This window comes from Desulfomicrobium salsuginis, assembly GCF_054657795.1.
Genome location: NZ_BAAHYA010000002.1, coordinates 563,667 through 578,418, shown reverse-complemented (window position 1 = coordinate 578,418; position 14,752 = coordinate 563,667). Strand labels below are relative to the sequence as shown.

Here is a 14,752-nt window from a genome sequence, read left to right as displayed (position 1 = left end):
CCATGACCGGGCCGCGTCACACCCGGGCCTGGCTGCTTCTGGCGGCCGCCGTGCCCCTCTCGGTCTACGCGGCCCTGTTCTTCGGGTCCTACCCCCTTTCGGCTGCAGCTATCCACGAGGCCCTGACGGCCTGGCTGCGGGGCGGGCCCGAAACCCAGGATCTGGTCATCGTACGCGACATCCGCCTGGGCCGCATCATCCTCTCGTTTCTGACCGGATCGGCCCTGGCCGTCTCGGGCGGGGTCTTCCAGGGCCTGCTGCGCAACCCCCTGGCCGACCCCTTCACCCTGGGCATCTCCAGCGGCGCGGCCTGCGGGGCGGCCTTGGCCCTGGGTTTTGGCTGGGCCCTGCCGGGACCGACCGCCCTGCCCCTGGCCGCCCTGGCCGGGGCCTTCGCGGCCATGGGGATGGTCCTGGGCCTGAGCCGCCTGGCCGGAAATTTCTCGCGCGAAAGCCTGGTCCTGGGCGGCATCGTCGTCTCGACGTTTCTGGGCGCGCTCATCGCCCTGATCAAGTCCCTGAACGAGGAGTCGCTCTCGGCCATCGTCTTCTGGATCATGGGCAGCTTTCAGGGCAGGGGGTTCGACCACGTGGGTGTCATGCTGCCCTACCTGGCCGTCGGCGGCGCAACGGTTTTTCTGCTGGCCCGCGAACTGGACATCCTGGCCCTGGGGACCGAGCAGGCCGCCCAGGTCGGGGTGTCCGTGAAGCGGGTACGCGTCGCCCTGCTGGTCGGCGCCGGCATGCTGACCGCCGCGGCCGTCAGCGTCTCCGGGATCATCGGCTTCGTGGGCCTCGTGGTGCCGCATCTGGTGCGCATGCTCGTCGGGCCGGACTCCCGCCGGCTGCTCCTCTTCTCGGCCCTGGGCGGAGGGATTCTGCTGCTGTGGTCCGACGTCCTGGCCCGAACCATCCTGGCCCACGGTGCCGAACTGCCCGTGGGCGTGCTCACGGCCCTCTTCGGCGGGCCCTTCTTCTGCCTGATCATGGCCCGCAGGCGCACGGCATGAGCGCGCCCATGATTGAGATCGCAGGCCTTGCGGCCGGCTACGACGGCCGGGCCGTGCTGCGCGGCGTCACCCTGAGCGTGGGGTCCGGGGAGTTCACTGGCATTCTGGGACCCAACGGCAGCGGCAAGACGACCCTCGTCCGCGCCGTGTCCGGGGTCCTGCAGCCCCTGTCGGGGAGCATCCGCATCGGCGGCGACGACATCGCGGCGCTTCCGCCCAAGGCCCGGGCCGGCCGCTGCGCAACCGTGGCCCAGAAAACCCCGGCCCTGCCCGGCGTGCGCGCCCTGTCCCTGGTGCTCATGGGCCGCTACCCCTACGTGTCCCTTTTGGGCGGCTACGACGCCGCCGACGTGGAGCGCGCCCGGGCGGCCATGGACGAGACGCGCAGCCTGCACTTGCGGGACCGGGCCGCGGACACCCTCTCGGGCGGCGAGCTGCAGCGCGTGGTTATGGCCAAGGCCCTGGCCCAGGACACGGAGCTGCTGCTTCTGGACGAGGCGGCATCCAGCCTGGACGTGGCCCGGACCGTGGACCTCTACGAGCTCTTGAAAGTCCGCAACGCCGCCGGGACGACCATCCTGACCGTAGCCCATGACCTGAACCTGGCCGCCCTCTATTGCCGTCGGCTCGTCTTTCTGAAAAACGGGTCCGTCGTGGCTGACGGACCGACCCGTGACGTGTTCACGGCCCAAACACTGAGCGATATCTATGAAACACCCCTTGCCGTGGCCCCGCACCCTCTCACGGGCGCTCCCCAGGCTCATCTTGTGCCTCGCCCTTAGCTTCTGCCTGACGAGTGCGGCCGCGGCCGAAGTGCGCGTCACGGACGACCGGGGAGTGGAGATCCGCCTGGACGCCCCGGCTGCCCGGATTGTGCCCCTGTACGGCGCCTTCGGCGAGATCCTGGCCGACCTGGGCCGGGAGGAGGCCGTCGCCGCGCGCACGGCCGCTGACGAGTTTCCGCCGTCCATCGCTTCGAGGCCGTCCATCGGCACGCACCTGCGGCCCAATGCGGAGCTGATCCTGGGCCTTTCGCCCGACCTGGTCGTGCAGCTCGGCGGCCGCCCCGAGGCGCTGGAGCCCGTGCGCTTCCTGGAGGAACGGGGACTTGTGGTGGCGGTTTTCAACCTGGAAAATTTCGAGCAGCTCTTCTCGGTCATGGAGCGCCTGGGCGTGCTGACCGGCAGCGGCGAACGGGCCGCAGAGCGCGTGAGCACCATGCGCGCCGAACTGGCCGCCCTCGAGGCCTCCCGAAAGGGCCCGCAGCCACGCATCTTCTTCGAGGCCCGCTACCCCAACCTCCTGGCCGCGGGCCAGGGCTCCATGGTCGCGGAGATCATGGCCGCGGCCGGCGGGCGCAACTGCGTCGAGGCCCCGGACAAGCTCGTGCGGCTTGGCGAAGAAGAGGTTTTGCGCCTGGCGCCGGACATCTACCTCGTGCAACAGGGCCCCATGAACCCTTCCCCCGTGCCCCTGGCCGAGCGTCCCCTGTTTCGCACGCTGCCCTGCCTGGGCACTGGCCAGGTCTTCACCGTGGACCAGGCCCTCTTTTCCCGGCCCGGACCGCGCAGCATCGAGGCCGTGCGGCAGCTTTCAACCATCATCGCAAACTGGAAAACGGAGGTCCGCCCATGAGCGGCCATTTATACGGCATCGGCGTCGGCCCGGGCGACCCGGAACTTTTGACCATCAAGGCGGCGAAAATCCTCGGCAGCGTCGACGTCATCCTGGCCGCGTCCTCGACCAAGAACGACGACTCCATGGCCCTGGACATCGCCCGCCCGCACCTGCGGCCCGACGCCCGCGTCGTGCGCCTGGGCTTCCCCATGAGCCGCGACGAAAGCACCCTCCAGGCCGCCTGGGAGGAGAACGCCCGGTTGGTCCTGGCGGAGCTCGACGCCGGGCATGACGCCGCATTCCTGACCCTGGGCGACCCCCTGCTCTACTCCACCTTCGCCTACCTGCTGCGCACCCTGCGCCGCCTGGACCCCGAACGGGGCGTGACCGTGGTCCCCGGCATCACGTCCTTCCAGGCCGTGGCCGCGGCCACGGAGACGGTGCTGGCCGAAGGGTCCCAAAACCTCATGGTGCTCCCGGGCATCCGCGACGCCGGGGAATTGCGCCGCAACCTCGACGGCGCGGACAACGCCGTCATCCTCAAGGCCTACACCAATTTCGCCGCCATCCGCGAGGAACTCCGCACTTTGCCGTCGCGCCCCCATTGCGTTTTCGCCTCGAAAATGGGCATGAAGGAGCAGTTCATCACGCGCAGCCTCGACGAGGCTCCGGACAACCCGACGTACCTGTCGCTCATGCTCCTGACCGCAAACGAACCACGCTGAACCAAGGATACGCATATGCCCAAAGCCATCCTCATCGCCGGCACCTCCAGCGGGTGCGGAAAAACATCGGTCGCCCTGGGCCTGATGAAGGCCTTCGCCCGCAAGGGCCTCGTGGTCCAGGGCTTCAAGTCCGGGCCGGATTTCATCGACCCGGGCCTGCACCGCATGGCCACGGCCCTGCCGAGCCACAACCTCGACGGCTGGATGCTCCCCACCGAGGAAATCCGGCGCATCTTCCGCCGCAACCACGAGGGCTGCGACATTTCCATCATCGAGGGGGCCATGGGGCTCTTCGACGGCATCGGCGCCGTCAGCGAGGAGGGCTCGGCCGCGCAGCTGGCCAAGATTCTGGGCGTGCCCGTGCTGCTGGTGGTCAACGCCCGCGGCATGGCCCGCTCGGCCGCCGCCCTGGTCAAGGGCTACGCCGAATTCGACCCGGCCCTGGCCCTCGACGCCGTGCTCTTCAACATGACCGGCAGCCAAACCCACGGGCAGATCCTGTCCCAGGCCATGGAAGGCCAGGGCGTGCGCGTCCTGGGCAGCCTGCCGAGGATGCCCGGCCTGGAACTGCCGTCGCGGCACCTGGGGCTGGTCACGGCCGAGGACCTGGACCGACGCGAAGAGCGGCTGAACGCCCTGGCCGACTGGGTTGAGAGCGCCCTGGACCTGGACGCCCTGTTGGCGGCCCTGCCCGAGTTCTCCCTGCCGTCCCTGAACGACGGCGGCGTGAAGATGCCCGAGGTCCGCATCGGCTACGCCCGCGACCGGGCCTTCTGCTTCTACTACGAGGAAAACCTGCGCATGCTGCGCCAGGCCGGGGCCGAACTGGTGCCCTTCTCTCCGCTGGAGGACTACAACCTGCCGCCGGCCCTGAAGGGCCTGTACCTGGGCGGCGGGTACCCCGAGCTCCACGCCGAGCAGCTGGCTGCCAACACGGTCATGCTCGGCAAGATCCGCGACTTCTGCGCGAGCGGCAAGCCCGTCTACGCCGAGTGCGGCGGCTTCATGTACCTGATGAAGAGCCTGCGCACCCGCGACGGCCGGGAACACGCCATGGCCGGCGTCTTCGACTTCTCCTGCGCCATGCAGGGCCGGCACCAGGCCCTGGGCTACCGCGAGGTGGAGCTCAAGTCGGCGACTGCGCTGGGCGGAGCGGGCGAACGCGTTCGCGGGCACGAATTCCACTATTCGCAGCTGCGCGGCGAGGATCCGGCGGCCGCCGAGGTCTACCGCGTCTTCGACCGCTGCGGCCGCAGCGACGGGGCCGGCGGCTTCCTGAAAGGCAACTGCCTGGGCTCCTACGTGCATCTGCACTTCGGCTCCAACCCGGCCATGGCCGAGCGCTTCGTCGGGGCCTGCGGGGCATGACCCTGCGCCACGGCTTCACCACGGGCACGGCCGCTGCCGCGGCAGCCAAGGCCGCGGCCCTGCACCTGCTCGAAGGAAGGATGCCGGACACCGTGGACGTGCCCCTGCCCATGGGCGGGCGCATGACCGTGACTGTCCTGGAGAGCCGGGCCGAGAACGGCGGCGTGCTGGCGGCCGTGATCAAGGACGGCGGCGACGACCCCGACGCGACACATAAGGCCGTGATCCGGGCCTTCGTGCGGCCCAAGGACGGCATCGGCATCGTCCTGCACGGCGGACGGGGTGTCGGTCTGGTGACCAGGCCGGGGCTCCCCGTGGCCGTGGGCGAGGCGGCCATCAACCCCGTCCCGCGCGAGCAGATCCGGCAGGCCGTGGCCGAGGCGGGGCTCGACGGCGCGGACGTGGAGATCCGCGTGGACCGGGGCGAGGAGATCGCGCAGAAAACCTTCAACCCGCGCCTGGGGATCGTCGGCGGCATCTCCATCCTCGGAACCAGGGGCACGGTCAAGCCTTTCAGCAACGCCGCCTACCAGGCCACCATCCGCCAGTGCCTGGACGTCATGCAGGCCTGCGGCGTCGAGCGGCCCTGCCTGACCACGGGCGGCCGCAGCGAGCGCTTCCTGCGCCTGGCCAGGCCGGACACGCCCGAGACGGCCTGCGTGCAGGTGGCCGACTTCTTTTTCTATTCCATGCGCGAGGCCGGGCGGCGCGATTTCGCCGCCGTGCAGTGGGGCGTGTTCTTCGGCAAGCTGGTCAAGCAGGCCCAAGGCCACCGCTACACGCACGCCCGCAGCGCGGACCTGGACCTCCCGGCCCTGGCCGGTTGGTGCGCCGAGTGCGGGTTTCCGGCCGATGTCTGCGCCGACGTGGCCGGGGCCAACACGGCCATGCAGGCGCTGCAGACCGTTGCGCCCATGCCCCAGGCCCCTGCGCTCTACGCCCTGCTGACGGACAGGGCTTCCCGATTCGCCAAGGAATTCAGCGGCTGCGGCATGGCCGTGGACTACCTGCTCTTCGATTTCGACGGACGCGTCCTGCACGACACCTCGGAGGCGGCATGATCCACATCGTCGGCCTTGGCCTGTGCCCGGAACACCGCTCCCCGGAGCTGATGCGGCTCGTGCGTTCGGCGGCCCTCGTGGCTGGCGGCCGCAAGACCCTCGACGAGATGGGCATCGAGAAGGAGCGCAGGCTCGTCCTGACCACCATGGCCCGCTTCGCCTCAGACCTGCGCCGCCACGCCACGGAAAGCACGGGCGACATCTGCGTCCTGGCCGACGGCGACCCCCTGCTCTACGGCATCGGCGCGAGCCTGCTGCGCTTTTTCGAACCCGGCGAACTGACCTTCCATCCCAACGTTTCCGCCCTGCAGGCCGCCTGCGCCCGCTTCGGCCTGCCCTGGCACGACTGCGCCGCCCTGTCCCTGCACGGCCGCGAGGACCTCACCCCCCTTTTCGCGGCCCTGACCCACGGCCGCTTGGCCGCCCTGTACACGGACGCGCGCATGAGCCCCGACATCGTGGCCCGCCTTCTTTTGGAGCGGGGCGTCACGGGCTGGCGCATGCACGTGGCCGAGGCCCTTTGCTCACCCGAGGAGCGCCTGACCACCGCGACCCTGGCCGAAGCCGCAGAGCGGCCCTGGCATCCGCTCAACATCGTCGTGCTGGAGCGGACCGAAACGCCGCCCTTGGCCCTGGTGCTGGGATTGGACGAAGTCGCCCTGGCCCGCGAGGACGGCCTCATGACCAAGCAGCCCGTGCGCGCCCTGGCCCTGTCGCTCCTGCGTCTGGCCCCGGAATCGGTCCTGTGGGACCTCGGCGCTGGCAGCGGCGCCGTCAGCCTGGAGGCGGCACGCCTGCTGACCCGCGGTAGCGTGGTGGCCGTGGAGCGCCGGGCGGGACGGGCGGAGCAGGTCCGGGACAACGTGACACGCACCGGCGCTTGGCTGGTGGAGGTGGTGCAGGACCAACTGGCCGTATTCCTGGAAACGCGCCTTGAAGAAAAGCACAACACCGCTGACGACCATCCCCACGCCGAGCACAATTCCCATAGGTCCCATGGGTCCTATGAGACCCATTCACCCCACTTCCCCCCTCCCACCCACATCTTCCTCGGTGGCGGCGCCGCCCCCGACATCTTGGTCGCTTGCGCCCGCCTCCTGCGGCCCGGGGGACGCATGGTCGCGGCCGCCGTGCTGCTGTCCACCCTCGAAACCGTCCGCGCCGTCATCCATGAACTGGGCTGGCCCCTCACGGTCCACCAACTCATGCACCACGCCAGCGCCCCCCTGGGGGCCGACTTGCGCCTGGTGCCCTCCAACCCCGTTTTCCTGCTGGAAACGCAAAAACCTTCAAGCGACACATGAATATTCCGCACGTGTACTTCATCGGCGCAGGCCCCGGCGACCCGGACCTGATCACGGTCCGCGGCCGCGACCTGGTGTCCCGCGCGGACCTGGTGCTTTACGCCGGGTCCCTGGTCCCGGCCGAGGTCGTGGCCTGCGCCAAGCCCGGAGCGCAGGTGGCCGACTCGGCCGGTTTGAGCCTGGACGAGACCCACGCCCTGATCCTCGAAACCGTGCGGCGCGGCGGCACCGTCGCCCGCGTGCACACCGGCGACCCGTCCCTGTTCGGGTCCGTGCGCGAGCAGACTGCCCTGCTGGACCGCGACGGCGTACCCTGGAGCGTCATCCCCGGCGTGACGGCGGCCTTCGCCGCCGCGGCCCGGGCCGGGGTGTCCTTCACCGTGCCCGAGGCCACCCAGAGCCTGGTCATCACCCGCCTGCACGGCCGCACGCCGGTGCCGCAGGCCGAACGCCTGCGGGAGCTGGCCCGCCACCGCTCCTCCGTGGCCGTGTACCTCTCGGCCGACAAGGTTTCGGAACTGACGGCGGAACTGCGTCTGGCAGGGTTGCCCGAGAACACGGTCATCGTGGTCGGGCACAAGGTCGGGCACCCGCAGGAGCGGATCATCCGCACCACCCTGGCAGGGCTCGATGCCGACATGGCGGGCGTCACGCGCCAGGCCGTCTTTCTCGTCCTGCCGGCCGAAGAGGCGCCCGTCGTCCCGTCGCGGCTCTATGACCCGGCCTTCGGGCACGGCTTCCGCGCGGCCGCGCGGCCGGAGTCCTGGACGCGCCTGGCCGTGTACGCCCTGACGCGCCAGGGCCTCGATCTGGCGCGGCGCATCGCCGCCATGGCCCCGGCAGACCTGTTCGCCCCCAGGCGCCTGGCCGGGGAAGGGGTGTGCGGGTTCGAGCGCATCGCCGACCAGGTCCACGCCAATTTCCATCTCCACCACGCCCACGTCTTCGTGGCCGCGACAGGCATCGTCGTGCGCGCCATCGCACCCCTGCTGCAATCCAAGGCCACGGACCCGGCCGTGGTCGTCTGCGACCAGAACGGCGACAACGTCATCAGCCTCCTCTCGGGGCACCTCGGCGGGGCCAACGACCTGGCCCGCCGTCTGGCCGCCCATCTCGGCGGCAGGGCCGTCATCACCACGGCCACGGACACGGCCGGGGCTCCGGCCATCGACACCCTGGCCGCGGAGCGCGGCTGCGCCATCGCCGACCCGGCACGCATCGCCGCGGTCAACGCCGTTCTGGCCGAAGGAGGCACGGTCACGGTCCACGACCCGCAGAACGACCTGGGACTGCGCGGGAATGCCGAATGGAGGGATTTCTTCGAACTTTCAGAGCAGCCTACGGCGCAGGTCGTGGTCACGCTGGAGGCGTCGTGCGCCGCGGGATTGGTCCTGCACCCCCGCCGCCTCTTCGCCGGCGTGGGCTGCCGCCGCGGCGTCTCGCGGGACGAGGTGCTGCAGGCCCTGCGCGAAGCCCTTGACGCCGGCGGCCTGGCCCCGGCCGCACTGGCCGGACTGGCCAGCGTAGACCTCAAGGCCGACGAGGCGGGACTTCTGGAGGCGGCCGGGCATCTGGGCCTGCCCACTTATTTCTTCGAACCGTCCGTGCTGGACGAAACGCCGGTCCCCAACCCCTCACAGCGGGTTCGGGACAGGATAGGAGCGGGAAGCGTATGCGAAGCGGCGAGCGTGCTGGCGGCGAGAATGAAAAACCCGGAAGCGCGGCTGATCGTGCCCAAGACAGTCCGCGGGAACGTGACGGTGGCCCTGGCCGGCTGACCGTGGTGGGCCTGGGGCCCGGCAGCGCGAGCCTCCTGGCGCCCATGGCCCTGGAAAGCCTGGCGAGGGCCGGGGCCGTGGTCGGCTACGACCGGTACATGGATCTGGTGGACCCGGAACTGCTGGCGGGCAAGGCCCTGTATTCGAGCCCCATGAAGAAGGAGATGAAGCGCACGGCCAAGGCCGTGGACTTCGCCCTGTCGGGCCTGGACACGGTGGTGGTCAGCTCCGGAGACAGCGGCGTCTACGGCATGGCAGGATTGGTGCTGGAGTATCTGGAACGGGAAGAGCTCCTGGACGCTGTGGAGTTGGACATCGTGCCCGGCATCCCGGCCCTGTGCGCGGCGGCCGCCCTCCTGGGCGCGCCACTCATGCACGATTTCTGCGCCATTTCTCTCTCGGACCTGCTGACCCCGCTGCCGCTCATCATGCGCCGCGTGCGCTGCGCGGCCGAGGGCGACTTCGTCATCGCCCTCTACAACCCCAAATCCCGCAAGCGCGGCTCCTACCTGGCCCAGGCCCTGGAGATGATCGCGGCGCAGCGCGGCCCGGATACGCCCGTGGGCTTCGTGCGCAACGCCTACCGCCCGGACCAGGAGGTGCGCACCGCCACCCTGGCCTCCTGCGACCCCGAATGGGCGGACATGCTGACCACGGTCATCGTGGGCAACAGCGCAACGCGGCTCGTACAAGGAAAAATGCTGACACCCCGCGGATATTACGAGAAATACGGACGGGAAAACGCCGGAAATTGATTCCGGACTGCGTTGCTCACCGCTCAGGTGAAACGCAGGAGATCGCCTTTGAGCATCCACATGACGGTGGCCGTGACCGCCGGGTGCCCCCCGGCGCGGGCCTTCAGGGACGCCCAATCCACGGGATGCCGGGTCCAGACCAGCACCATGCGCATAAGTTCCAGGTCGACCCGGCCCTCCACGCCCGCATAGACTACCGGAAAATCCTTGCCGCGGTACACGGCCCGCCCCAAGTCCGTTATTTCCAGCATATCTTTGTCTTGCAGCCTCCGCGTCGGGTAAGCGCCGAAAATCCTGCCATGGTCCAGCGCCAGGGGATGGAGGCTCTCTCCCTCTCCCGGCGCGGGCGCAGGTTCCGTCCACAGCCGCTCCCACAGCGCAAGGTAGCGCCCGATGACCGCCGGCCAGTCGAAGGCCGCCGCATGTTCCCGGGCCGCCCGGCCCATCTCCTCCCTGACCTCCGGCCGCAGCATGACACCAAGGCTCGCGGCCAGTTCCCCCACGTCCACGGCCACGTCCTGGGCCAGCCAGAGGTGGTAGGCCGTGTCGTACAGGAGAGGGGCCAGGAGCGAGACCTCGCCGACCTCGCCGCTGTCCGCCGTGGGGACCAGCAGCCCCGTTTTCGCGTGGGCCACGAGGTCGCGGTAGCCGTCGTAGTCCGAGGCGATGACGGGCTTGCCCGCGGCGGCCGCCTCCAGGAGGGTCAGGCCGAAAGTCTCCTGGGGGTTGTCGGCCAGGGACACGACCACGTCGGCCCGCCCCAGAAGCGCCTTCTTGGCCGCATCGTCGGGGCAGCGCACGACCACCAGGCGCAGGCCGATGTTGGCCGCCAGGTTGGTCAGGGTCCCGGGCAGGGACGCGCCCTCGTCGGGACTCCCGGCCAGAACCAGGCAGACGCCGCTCAGGTCCGCGCCGCCCTGACGCAGGCGCTGAAAAGCGCGCAGCAGCGGAAGCAGGTCCATCTTCGAATAGGGGCTGATGCGCCCCGGCACCAGAAACACGGTTTTTCCCGCCGCAACGTCCGGCAGGCTCTCCCCCCCAATATCCGCGAACTCATCCCGCCACACGCCGAGGGGCACCACGTCCACCTGCGGCGCGGGAGCATTGCAGTGCTCGCGAAGCGCGGCCAGTTCCTCGCGCACCACCGCCGCCCCGGCCCGCGACGTGGCCACGATGCAGTCCCGGGCCGTGGCCCCGGCCCAGACGTGCTGGGCGAAGGACTGGCCGTAGCGGGCGTAGGACAGGGAATGGGTCACTCCCGTTATGGGAAAGACGTTGCGGGCCAGGCGGTTACGCACGGCGGCCAGGAAGCCCTGGTGGGTCAGGCAGTCCGAGAGGTGGAAGCAGTGGTACGCCGTGGACGCCAGATACTTTGGCAGGGCCGTGCGCGGCAGGATGCGGATCTTGGGCGCCGCGCCGGGGCAGGCGGAGCGCACGAAGGTCTCCAACGCCGCCCCGCTGTGCCGGTCTGGCAGGAAGAAGTGGTACTGCTCGAACGGGTCCGCGGTCAGCAGAGCGCGCAGAAATCCAGTGTTCGCGACCTTGCGGCCGAGAATGGGCCCGTCCTCCACGAACGGGTCGAGGGTGCCCCAGACGGGGCCTGGTTCATGCGCCATGCCCGCATCAAGCAATATCCGGGCCTGCGCGTCGCAACGCAGCGAGACAGAGGCGCCAGTTCCCACTGAAGCGCCAGGCACGGCGAACGACGTGCCCTCGGTCATTTGACGAAAGGACGCACCTCCCCCGCCCGAATCCGAAGACAGCGACGAAATGGCAACAAACTTGCTACTTACGAAAAAAATGTCATTTTTCCGTTGTCTGGAGGAAGCATGAATACCAGCAAACGCCCGACCCTGGGCGTGGCCCTCGCCCCGAAACTCGCTGCCGAATTGGCATCGCACCTGCCCGACTCGCACCGGCTGGACAACCTTCCCGTCGGCGAGGCGATGGCCTTCATGGCGGCGGCCGCGCAGGGCGGCCTCGCCTTTGTGGCTGTCTCCACCTGGAAGACGCTGGACACGGAAAGCAGAGAAAAAATCGCGGGCCACGAATCCTGGCAGCTCCTGCTCATCGCCGACCAGGCCGATCCGCAAGCCCTCGAATTCATGGCTACGGGTTCGTTCCTGACCCTGATGACCTGCCCCCTGGATGGGGCAAAAATTGCCCGCGCCCTGCATCAGGCGGAAGAAGTGTCCAGCATGTATCAGGATATCTTCATGATGGCGCGGGAAATAAGCCTCGAGCGCGAACTCCTGGCCCGCAAGAACGAGCAGCTGGCCTTCCTCAACCAGGTCCTGACCCGTGCCAGTCAAACCCTTGACCCGGCGGTGATCCTCTCCAACAGCGCCGAGGATCTGGACCTGCTGCTCGATGTGCGCTCGGTGTTCGGAGTCTTCTGGAATGCCGCCGAAGGCCAGACCGAGGCCGAACTGTTTCTGCCTGAAAATCTCCCCCAGGCAAGGCAGGAAGACTGGGTCAACCACCTGCTGAGCGTGGCCGGGCGGCTGTGCAGGGATGCCATCCGCGGCTACCAGGTGTCCTTCCTGACACCCCGGGAAGGCATCGAAGGCGATGCGCCGGAATTGGATCAGCTGGTCACCATCCCCTTGAGCGTTGGGCCGGAGCCCTTCGGGACCCTGGTCATCTGCTCGCGGGAGGCTTCGGCCCTCGGCCAGGACCGTCTGCGCATCCTGACCTCGGCCGCCAACCACCTTGCCCTGGCCATGCGCAACAGCCTGGAGTTCCGCAAGACCAAGGCCCGGGCCGACCATGACGGCCTGACGCGCATCTCCAATCGTCACCATTTTGACATGCGGCTGCGCGAAGAACTCAAGCGCCACCAGCGCCACCAGGACGAACTGAGCCTGATGATGATCGACCTGGACTACTTCAAGTCCGTCAACGACACCTACGGCCATCAGGCCGGCGACATGGTGCTCAAAGAGGTCGGCCGCATCCTGCAGAAGACCCTGCGCGAATCCGACTTCCCGGCCCGTTACGGCGGGGAGGAGTTCGTGGTCATCCTGCCCCAGACCAGGGAGGACCAGGCCTGGACCCTGGCCGAACGACTGCGCGCCGTCATCGGGCAAACCGTGTTCCGCGTGCAGCGCAAGCGGTTCAGGGTCACGGCCTCCATCGGCATCGCCGGCGTGCAGCCCGGCGCCCTGGCCAAGCCCGAGTCCCTTATCTTCAAGGCCGACCAGGCCCTCTACCTGGCCAAGGCCAGCGGACGGAACATGGTCTGCTGCTCGGCCATCGAGGAGACGTCCGTGGCGCACTGAAACGAGGATTTGTCCCGAAGAACGCGAATGGCCGCGGGCTGAGACATGCCCGCGGCCATTCGTTTTTCCGTGCTACTTGAGGATCGACGGCAGCCAGGTGGAGATGACCGGAATGTAGGTCACCATCAGCAGGCAGAGGAAGAGCAGGGCGAGAAACGGCAGCACCGAGCGGGCGATCTCCGTCAGCGGTTTGCCCGTGATGCCCATGGCCACGAAGAGGTTCAGGCCGAAGGGGAAGGTCAGGAAGCCGATCTCGACGTTGACGATCATCATGATGCCCCAGGCCACGGGGTCGATGCCGAAATGGGCCAGCATGGGCAGGAAGATGGGCGTGAGCACCAGGATGGAGGTCACGATGTCCATGACGCAGCCGATGAGCAGCAGCAGCACGTTGACCAGGAAAAGAAAGACGTACTTGTTGCCGATATGCGCGCTGATGAACTGGGCGGCCTGGGCCGGCAGCTGCTCCCGCGTCAGCAGCCAGATGAAAGGCATGGCGCAGGCGATGATGAACAGCAGGGCCGAGGACAGGACCGCGCTCTTGACCAGGATGGCCCGGAACTTGGCCCAGGTCAGGGAGCGGTAGACGAAGGTCTCGACCAGCAGGGCGTAGACCACGGATACCCCCGCCGCCTCGGTGGGCGTGAACATGCCCGAGTAGATCCCGCCCAGGACGATGACCGGCATGGCCAGCCCCCACGAGGCGCGGCCGAGGATGCGCATGGTCTCGCCGAAGGAGTGCGAGGACGTCGCCCCCCAACCGTACTTCCTGGCCATGTACAGGGCGAAGGCCCCCAGCACGACGACACGCACCACGCCGGGCACGACCCCGGCCATGAACATGTCGCTGACCGAGGTGTTGCCCACCAGGGAATAGAGGACCATGGGGATGGACGGCGGGATGAGGATGCCCAGGGTGCCGGCGCTGGTGATGAGGCCGATGCTGAACTTCTCGTCGTAACCCGCGCGGATCAGGGCCGGGATCATGATGCTGCCCACGGCGATGACCGTGGCCGGGCTCGACCCCGAGATGGCGGCGAAGAACATGCAGGTCAGGATGCCGGCCAGGGCCAGGCCGCCCCGGAAGCGCCCCACGCAGGCGTTCATGGACTCGACGAGGTAGTGCGCGATGCGCCCCTCGGCCATGATGTTCCCGGCCAGGATGAAGAACGGGATGGACAGGAGCAGGAAGTTGTCCAGGCCGCGGAAGAGCTGCTGCACCAGGGCCGTCAGGGGCACGTTCATGAACAGCGTCACGGCCCCGGCCGTGGTGGCCAGGACAACGATGGCGATGGGCGTGGACAGCAGGAGCAGGCCCAGGAAGACGCAGACGATGAACCAGACCATCAGACGCCCTCCCCTGCTTCGCCGGCAAGGGCGATGCGCAGCTGCTCCCAGGCCTTGAACCCGAAACGAGCGGCGATGCCGACGCCGAAGAGCGGAATGGGCAGATAGGCCACCCACATGGGCAGGCCGAGGGCTGCCATGGTCATGCCGTAACGGGCCAGCAGCGCGGTCTGCTCCCAGCCGAACCAGGCGATGACCAGCATGACCGCGGCGCTCAGAAGGTTGGCCAGGGCGCGCAGGCCCGCGCCAACGCGTTTGGGGGCATACTGGGTCACGGCCTCCATGGAGAAATGCGCCCCGTGTTTCACGGCCATGCCCGCCCCGGCGAAGGTGGCGAAGACTACGAGGTAGCGGCTTCCTTCGTCGAACCAGTCGAAGGTCAGGCCGAGGAAATAGCGGGTCAGGACCTGGATGGTCGTGCCCACGGCCAGAAGCAGGAGCAGGCCGCCCACGGCCAGCTCTTCCAGGTTGCCGAGAATGTTCAGAAACTTCTTCATGTCTCTCTC

Annotated in this window: 13 protein-coding genes; 10 read left to right on the top strand and 3 right to left on the bottom strand. The window is 68.7% G+C overall.

What is annotated here, in order from left to right:
- Nucleotides 1–2: 2 nt before the first annotated feature.
- Genes ACYQ3G_RS09805 through cobJ form a run of 9 tightly spaced genes read left to right on the top strand, consistent with a single transcriptional unit; the run spans nt 3 to nt 9,618 of the window.
- Nucleotides 3–1,010, top strand: a complete 1,008-nt coding sequence (locus ACYQ3G_RS09805) for a FecCD family ABC transporter permease (protein WP_459825406.1) — start codon at nt 3–5, stop codon at nt 1,008–1,010.
- Nucleotides 1,011–1,018: 8 nt separating this feature from the next.
- Complete coding sequence (locus ACYQ3G_RS09800) at nt 1,019–1,792, top strand: ABC transporter ATP-binding protein (protein ID WP_459825404.1); 774 nt, start codon at nt 1,019–1,021, stop codon at nt 1,790–1,792.
- Nucleotides 1,776–2,645, top strand: coding sequence for an ABC transporter substrate-binding protein (locus ACYQ3G_RS09795; RefSeq protein WP_459825402.1), 870 nt, complete (start codon nt 1,776–1,778; stop codon nt 2,643–2,645). Before ACYQ3G_RS09800 ends, ACYQ3G_RS09795 begins: the two co-directional genes overlap by 17 nt.
- Nucleotides 2,642–3,352 carry a precorrin-2 C(20)-methyltransferase gene (cobI, locus tag ACYQ3G_RS09790; RefSeq protein ID WP_459825400.1) on the top strand — a complete coding sequence of 237 codons (711 nt, stop codon included), beginning with the start codon at nt 2,642–2,644 and terminating at the stop codon, nt 3,350–3,352. Before ACYQ3G_RS09795 ends, cobI begins: the two co-directional genes overlap by 4 nt.
- A 15-nt stretch (nt 3,353–3,367) precedes the next feature.
- Nucleotides 3,368–4,720 (top strand): cobyrinic acid a,c-diamide synthase CobB, encoded by a 1,353-nt coding sequence (locus tag ACYQ3G_RS09785; protein WP_459825398.1) that lies wholly within the window; start codon nt 3,368–3,370, stop codon nt 4,718–4,720.
- A complete protein-coding gene (gene cbiD, locus ACYQ3G_RS09780) occupies nt 4,717–5,781 on the top strand; it encodes a cobalt-precorrin-5B (C(1))-methyltransferase CbiD (protein ID WP_459825396.1) in 1,065 nt (354 codons plus the stop codon). The genes ACYQ3G_RS09785 and cbiD overlap by 4 nt, the downstream gene beginning before the upstream one ends.
- Nucleotides 5,778–7,085: a precorrin-6y C5,15-methyltransferase (decarboxylating) subunit CbiE gene (gene cbiE, locus ACYQ3G_RS09775; RefSeq protein ID WP_459825394.1), complete on the top strand. Its 1,308-nt coding sequence runs from the start codon at nt 5,778–5,780 to the stop codon at nt 7,083–7,085. The genes cbiD and cbiE overlap by 4 nt, the downstream gene beginning before the upstream one ends.
- Nucleotides 7,082–8,863, top strand: a complete 1,782-nt coding sequence (cobM, locus tag ACYQ3G_RS09770; protein ID WP_459825392.1) for a precorrin-4 C(11)-methyltransferase — start codon at nt 7,082–7,084, stop codon at nt 8,861–8,863. Before cbiE ends, cobM begins: the two co-directional genes overlap by 4 nt.
- 2 nt (nt 8,864–8,865) lie before the next feature.
- The gene (gene cobJ, locus ACYQ3G_RS09765; RefSeq protein WP_459825390.1) at nt 8,866–9,618 is read left to right on the top strand and encodes a precorrin-3B C(17)-methyltransferase; all 753 of its coding nucleotides are present in this window, start codon (nt 8,866–8,868) and stop codon (nt 9,616–9,618) included.
- Nucleotides 9,619–9,641: 23 nt separating this feature from the next.
- On the opposite strand, the gene ACYQ3G_RS09760 is transcribed toward cobJ, so the two are convergent.
- Nucleotides 9,642–11,234 (bottom strand): glycosyltransferase family 4 protein, encoded by a 1,593-nt coding sequence (locus ACYQ3G_RS09760; protein WP_459825388.1) that lies wholly within the window; start codon nt 11,232–11,234, stop codon nt 9,642–9,644.
- 213 nt (nt 11,235–11,447) lie between these two features.
- Here ACYQ3G_RS09760 and ACYQ3G_RS09755 point away from each other — a divergent pair, with 213 nt between their 5' ends.
- A complete protein-coding gene (locus ACYQ3G_RS09755) occupies nt 11,448–12,899 on the top strand; it encodes a GGDEF domain-containing protein (RefSeq protein WP_459825386.1) in 1,452 nt (483 codons plus the stop codon).
- A gap of 72 nt (nt 12,900–12,971) precedes the next feature.
- Here ACYQ3G_RS09755 and ACYQ3G_RS09750 read toward each other — a convergent pair whose 3' ends face one another.
- Entirely contained in the window at nt 12,972–14,246 is a 1,275-nt protein-coding gene (locus tag ACYQ3G_RS09750; RefSeq protein ID WP_459825384.1) for a TRAP transporter large permease, read from the bottom strand.
- Entirely contained in the window at nt 14,246–14,743 is a 498-nt protein-coding gene (locus ACYQ3G_RS09745; protein WP_459825382.1) for a TRAP transporter small permease, read from the bottom strand. The genes ACYQ3G_RS09750 and ACYQ3G_RS09745 overlap by 1 nt, the downstream gene beginning before the upstream one ends.
- Between the last annotated feature and the right edge of the window lie 9 nt (nt 14,744–14,752).

Bases quoted from the DNA above. Each gene is read 5' to 3' on its own strand.
- ACYQ3G_RS09805 (WP_459825406.1), top strand. From the start codon at position 3: ATGACCGGGCCGCGTCACACCCGGGCCTGGCTGCTTCTGGCGGCCGCC.
- ACYQ3G_RS09800 (WP_459825404.1), top strand. From the start codon at position 1,019: ATGATTGAGATCGCAGGCCTTGCGGCCGGCTACGACGGCCGGGCCGTG.
- cobI (WP_459825400.1), top strand. From the start codon at position 2,642: ATGAGCGGCCATTTATACGGCATCGGCGTCGGCCCGGGCGACCCGGAA.
- ACYQ3G_RS09785 (WP_459825398.1), top strand. From the start codon at position 3,368: ATGCCCAAAGCCATCCTCATCGCCGGCACCTCCAGCGGGTGCGGAAAA.
- cbiD (WP_459825396.1), top strand. From the start codon at position 4,717: ATGACCCTGCGCCACGGCTTCACCACGGGCACGGCCGCTGCCGCGGCA.
- cbiE (WP_459825394.1), top strand. From the start codon at position 5,778: ATGATCCACATCGTCGGCCTTGGCCTGTGCCCGGAACACCGCTCCCCG.
- cobM (WP_459825392.1), top strand. From the start codon at position 7,082: ATGAATATTCCGCACGTGTACTTCATCGGCGCAGGCCCCGGCGACCCG.
- ACYQ3G_RS09760 (WP_459825388.1), bottom strand. From the start codon at position 11,234: ATGGCGCATGAACCAGGCCCCGTCTGGGGCACCCTCGACCCGTTCGTG.
- ACYQ3G_RS09755 (WP_459825386.1), top strand. From the start codon at position 11,448: ATGAATACCAGCAAACGCCCGACCCTGGGCGTGGCCCTCGCCCCGAAA.
- ACYQ3G_RS09750 (WP_459825384.1), bottom strand. From the start codon at position 14,246: ATGGTCTGGTTCATCGTCTGCGTCTTCCTGGGCCTGCTCCTGCTGTCC.
- ACYQ3G_RS09745 (WP_459825382.1), bottom strand. From the start codon at position 14,743: ATGAAGAAGTTTCTGAACATTCTCGGCAACCTGGAAGAGCTGGCCGTG.